This window comes from Streptomyces sp. WELS2, assembly GCF_013870595.1.
Classification (GTDB): domain Bacteria; phylum Actinomycetota; class Actinomycetes; order Streptomycetales; family Streptomycetaceae; genus Streptomyces.
The window spans coordinates 1-4,825 of sequence record NZ_JACBWZ010000480.1 but is presented as its reverse complement, the minus strand read 5'-3'; the positions used below and the strand labels follow the sequence as shown (position 1 = coordinate 4,825).

The 4,825-nt window shown below is 71.6% G+C and carries 7 protein-coding genes and 1 pseudogene; 6 read left to right on the top strand and 2 right to left on the bottom strand.

Features of this window, described 5'->3' with window-relative positions:
* From H5J33_RS23710 to mutM, 5 genes and pseudogenes are all read left to right on the top strand, one after another.
* Positions 1 to 293 (top strand): annotated as a pseudogene (locus tag H5J33_RS23710) (cell division initiation protein); the annotation flags it as partial.
* A gap of 129 nt (positions 294 to 422) precedes the next feature.
* Entirely contained in the window at positions 423 to 1,067 is a 645-nt protein-coding gene (locus tag H5J33_RS23705) for a DUF177 domain-containing protein (protein ID WP_181796923.1), read from the top strand.
* 2 nt (positions 1,068 to 1,069) lie between these two features.
* Positions 1,070 to 1,243, top strand: coding sequence for a 50S ribosomal protein L32 (gene rpmF / locus H5J33_RS23700; RefSeq protein WP_003951102.1), 174 nt, complete (start codon positions 1,070 to 1,072; stop codon positions 1,241 to 1,243).
* Between the two features lie 19 nt (positions 1,244 to 1,262).
* Positions 1,263 to 2,165 (top strand): ribonuclease III, encoded by a 903-nt coding sequence (gene rnc, locus H5J33_RS23695; RefSeq protein WP_181796922.1) that lies wholly within the window; start codon positions 1,263 to 1,265, stop codon positions 2,163 to 2,165.
* A gap of 89 nt (positions 2,166 to 2,254) precedes the next feature.
* A complete protein-coding gene (mutM, locus tag H5J33_RS23690) occupies positions 2,255 to 3,115 on the top strand; it encodes a bifunctional DNA-formamidopyrimidine glycosylase/DNA-(apurinic or apyrimidinic site) lyase (protein WP_181796921.1) in 861 nt (286 codons plus the stop codon).
* Here mutM and H5J33_RS23685 read toward each other — a convergent pair.
* Positions 3,088 to 3,483 (bottom strand): helix-turn-helix domain-containing protein, encoded by a 396-nt coding sequence (locus tag H5J33_RS23685; protein WP_181796920.1) that lies wholly within the window; start codon positions 3,481 to 3,483, stop codon positions 3,088 to 3,090. The genes mutM and H5J33_RS23685 overlap by 28 nt on opposite strands.
* Before the next feature lie 137 nt (positions 3,484 to 3,620).
* Here H5J33_RS23685 and H5J33_RS23680 point away from each other — a divergent pair, with 137 nt between their 5' ends.
* A complete protein-coding gene (locus H5J33_RS23680) occupies positions 3,621 to 4,205 on the top strand; it encodes a flavodoxin family protein (RefSeq protein ID WP_181796919.1) in 585 nt (194 codons plus the stop codon).
* 73 nt (positions 4,206 to 4,278) lie between these two features.
* On the opposite strand, the gene H5J33_RS23675 is transcribed toward H5J33_RS23680, so the two are convergent.
* Positions 4,279 to 4,825 (bottom strand): CAP domain-containing protein (locus H5J33_RS23675; RefSeq protein ID WP_181796918.1); only part of this gene is annotated, 547 nt, incomplete at its 5' end.

The window sequence follows — 4,825 nt, the reverse complement described above, 5'->3', positions numbered from 1 at the left end:
GGCAGCCGGACCCGTACACGGGCTTCCCGCAGCAGCCGGAGTACCCGCCGGCCCAGGACCCGTACGGCTACGGACAGGCCGACCCCTACGGCTACCAGGGCTACGGCACCCAGCAGACCCACCAGCCCCAGCAGACCCACCAGCCCGCGCAGGCCCATCAGCCCCAGCAGGACCACCAGTCCCCGCACGCCCAGCCCCAGCAGGGCTACGCCCTGGACGAGACCAGCCTCTTCGACACCAGCATGATCAGCGCGGAGCAACTGCGGGCGTACGAGCAGGGCCGGGGCCTGTAGCCGGGACCGGATTGGGCGCTGAGCGAAAGGTCCAGTATCCTGGCTGTTCGGTCGCGCATGCCCGCGATCACCGCTGCCCGGGGACACCGCCGGGCCGCGTCCCTTCGAGTTCGCAGATCGAAAGCAGGAATGGCTCCCAACGCCCGCCTCGACCACCGCAACCCCCTCGTGATCGACACGCACGAGCTGGGCCGGCGTCCTGGCGCGCTGCAGCGCCTGACCCGTGAGATCGACGCTCCCCGGGATCTCGGCATCCAGGGAGTCATCGGAGTGCCGGAAGGCAGCCCGATGGAGCTCGACCTCCGCCTCGAGTCGGTCATGGAAGGGGTGCTTGTCACAGGCACCGCCCGTGCAACGGCCGAGGGGGAGTGCGTAAGGTGTCTGGAGCCGGTCGGGCTGGAGCTCGAAGCGGACTTCCAGGAGATGTTCTCGTACCCTGACGCCGACGACCGGGGCCGTGTGATCGCGGAACCGGGCGACGACGCCGAGGACGACGAGGACAGGTTCTTTGTCGAGGACGGTCTGATCGACCTCGAACCTCTGCTGCGCGATGCGGTGGTGCTCGCACTGCCGATGCAGCCGGTGTGCCAGGACGACTGCCCGGGTCTGTGCTCCGAATGCGGAGTGCGGCTCGCGGACGACCCGGACCACCACCATGACGCCGTCGACATCCGTTGGGCGGCTTTGCAGGGACTCGCCGGCACCATGACGGACGGCGAGAAGGACGAGATGAGCGGCGCCGAAGCGGGCGTCGACGAGAAGCAGGAGAAGTAGCCGTGGCTGTTCCGAAGCGGAAGATGTCGCGCAGCAACACGCGCCACCGCCGGTCGCAGTGGAAGGCTGCGGTCCCCACCCTGGTTGCGTGCGAGCGCTGCCACGAGCCCAAGCAGCAGCACATCGCGTGCCCGTCTTGCGGCACCTACAACAAGCGCCAGGTCCTCGAAGTCTGAGTGGCTGGTGAGAGGCCCGATGACTGACGCGAAAGCAGCTAGTCCCCGCCAGCGCGGGGGTAGTCCGCAGGCCTCGTCCCACACGCTTCTGGAAGGGCGGCTCGGCTACCAGGTCGAGTCCGCCCTTCTGGTGCGAGCGCTGACCCACCGTTCCTACGCGTACGAGAACGGCGGTCTGCCGACGAACGAGCGGCTGGAGTTCCTCGGGGACTCCGTGCTCGGCCTCGTCGTCACGGACACGCTGTACCGCACCCACCCCGACCTGCCCGAAGGCCAGCTGGCCAAGTTGCGGGCCGCGGTGGTCAACTCGCGTGCGCTGGCGGAGGTCGGCCGCGGCCTGGACCTGGGCGCCTTCATCCGGCTCGGCCGGGGTGAAGAGGGCACGGGCGGCCGGGACAAGGCGTCCATCCTCGCCGACACCCTCGAAGCGGTGATCGGTGCGGTCTATCTCGACCAGGGCCTCGACGCGGCCTCCGAACTGGTGCACCGCCTGTTCGACCCGCTGATCGAGAAGTCCTCCAACCTCGGAGCCGGCCTGGACTGGAAGACCTCCCTCCAGGAGCTGACCGCGATCGAGGGGCTCGGCGTGCCCGAGTACCTGGTCACGGAGACCGGCCCCGACCACGAGAAGACCTTCACTGCTGCCGCCCGCGTCGGAGGCGTCTCGTACGGCACCGGCACCGGCCGCAGCAAGAAGGAGGCGGAGCAGCAGGCCGCCGAGTCCGCCTGGCGGTCCATCCGTGCCGCCGCGGACGAACGCGCCAAGGCGGCCAAGGAAGCGGCCGAGGAGCCCGTCCGCGAGACGGCCGACGAAGCCGCCGCCGAGGCGGTCGGGGAGCCCGTCCGCGAGACGGCCGACGAAGCCGTCGAGGCGGCCGGGACGTCCGTCGAGGACGCCGGCGCGTCCTCCGCCACCGCCTGACGAAGGCAGCACCCGAGCGCCCGCCCGGCCCCGCCGGCGCGGGCGCTCGTACCGTCCACCGGTCCGTACGGTTCTCACGGGGGGTTCCGATGCCCGAGTTGCCCGAGGTCGAGGTCGTCCGGCGCGGCCTGGAGCGCTGGGTCGCCCACCGGACCGTCGCCGACACCGAGGTGCTGCACCCACGCGCCGTCCGCCGGCACCTCGCCGGCCCCGACGACTTCGCGCACCGGCTCAAGGGCCACCACATCGGCACGCCCCGCCGGCGCGGCAAGTACCTGTGGCTGCCGCTGGAGGAGACCGGCCAGTCCGTCCTCGCCCACCTCGGCATGAGCGGGCAGCTGCTGGTGCAGCCCCACGACGCGCCGGACGAGAAGCACCTGCGCATCCGGATCCGGTTCGCCGACCGGCTCGGCACCGAACTCCGCTTCGTGGACCAGCGCACCTTCGGCGGGCTGTCGCTGCACGACAACACCGCGGACGGCCTGCCCGACGTCATCGCGCACATCGCCCGCGACCCGCTGGACCCGCTCTTCGACGACGAGGCCTTCCATCGGGCGCTGCGCCGCAAGCGGACCACCATCAAGCGGGCGCTGCTGGACCAGTCGCTGATCAGCGGCGTCGGCAACATCTACGCGGACGAGGCCCTGTGGCGCGCCCGTATCCACTACGAACGCCCGACGGCGAACTTCACCCGCCCCGTCACCGCCGAACTCCTCGGCCACGTACGCGATGTGATGAACGCGGCCCTCGCCGTCGGCGGCACCAGCTTCGACAGCCTGTACGTCAACGTCAACGGCGAGTCGGGCTACTTCGACCGGTCCCTGGACGCGTACGGCCGTGAGGGACTGCCGTGCAAGCGGTGCGGCACCCCCATGCGGCGCCGCCCCTGGATGAACCGGTCCAGCTACTTCTGCCCCAGGTGTCAGAGGGCGCCGCGCGTCTCGTCGTAGCGCGCCCGGGCCGCGAGGACGTCGTCCATCGCGCCCTCCACACAGTGGATGAGCGCCAGCAGCCGCTCGGCGACCCGGCGGCCCAGCGGTGTCAGCTCGTAGTCCACGCGCGGCGGGTTCGTCGGCTGCGCCTCGCGGTGCACCAGGCCGTCCCGCTCCAGCGCGTGCAGGGTCTGGGACAGCATCTTCTCGCTCACCCCGTCGACGCGCCGGCGCAGCTCGTTGAAGCGCAGGGACCCCTCGTGGAGCGCGCCGAGCGTCAGCCCGCCCCAGCGGCCCGTGACGTGCTCCAGCGTGCCGCGCGACGGGCAGGCCTTGGCGAAGACGTTGTACGCGAGGTCGTCGTGGTCCTGGGGGGTGGCCGTCATACCCCAAGGGTACGCCCACGCAGCGCTTACCGCGAGGTTGCACTAACTTATGGTTAGTGCTTTCCTTTGGTTACCGCAGACGGATCGCGCTCCAGTCCGAGCGCGCCGTATCCCGCTGCCCTTTTTGAGGAGTCCCCATGACCACGCCCGTGGTGTCCATCGCCTACCACTCCGGCTTCGGCCACACCGCCGTCCTCGCCGAGGCCGTCGGCGCCGGTGCCGCCGACGCCGGGGCCGAGACGCACCTGATCAAGGTGGACGAGATCACCGACGCCCAGTGGGAGACGCTGGACCGCTCGGACGCGATCGTCTTCGGCTCGCCCACCTACATGGGCACCGCCTCCGGCGCCTTCCACGTCTTCGCCGAGGCCACCGCCCGGCGCTGGTCCGGCCGGGACTGGCAGGACAAGCTGGCCGCCGGCTTCACCAACTCGGCGTCCAAGAGCGGCGACAAGCTGCACACCCTCCAGTTCTTCCAGACGCTGGCCGCCCAGCACGGCATGCACTGGGTCAGCCTCGGTCTGCTCCCCGGCTGGAACAGCAGCACCGCCTCCGAGAACGACCTCAACCGCCTCGGCTTCTTCGCCGGCGCCGCCGCCCAGTCCGACAACGACCAGGGCCCCGAGGGCGTCCACAAGGCCGACATCGCCACCGCCGAGCACCTCGGCCGCCGGGTGGCGCAGACGGCGAGGGTCTTCGCCCTGGGGCAGGCGGCGGCGTAACCCGGACGGCCCGGCCGGTGTACCGGAGCCGGCCGGCTCGGCTACCGAACCCCAGCGCCCCCGGCCGGCCGGCTCAGCTCCCGAACTCCAGGGTCCACCAGGGGCCGCCCGGACCGAGGTGGACACCGGCGCCGACGGTCGTGAAGCCGGGGTTCAGGATGTTGGCCCGATTCTCGGGGCTGTCCATCCAGGCCGCCAGCACGGCCGCCGCGTCCGCCTGGCCGCGGCCGATGTTCTCCGCGCCGAGACCGGTGATCCCGGCCTTCGCCGCCCGGTCCCACGGCGACCTGCCGTCCGGGTCGGTGTGCGCGAAGAAGCCCCGCGCGGCCATGTCGTCGCTGAACGCCTCGGCCAGTCCGGTCAGCGCGGAGTTCGCCGCGAGCGCGCCGAGCCCGGACTTCGCCCGCTCGTCGTTGACCAGCTTCAGCACCTCCGCCTCGACGGCGGCCTCCCGCGCCACGGTGTCCGCGGGGGAGGAGGGGGCCGGGGCCGGGGGCTGGGGCGTACGGGAGGGGGACGCAGAAGGGCTTGCGGTGCGGGACGGAGTGGCCTTCGGCTTGTCGGGCTTGGGCTTGGGCTTGGGCTTGGGCTTGGGCTTGCCGGGCTTGGCCGGGGTGCCG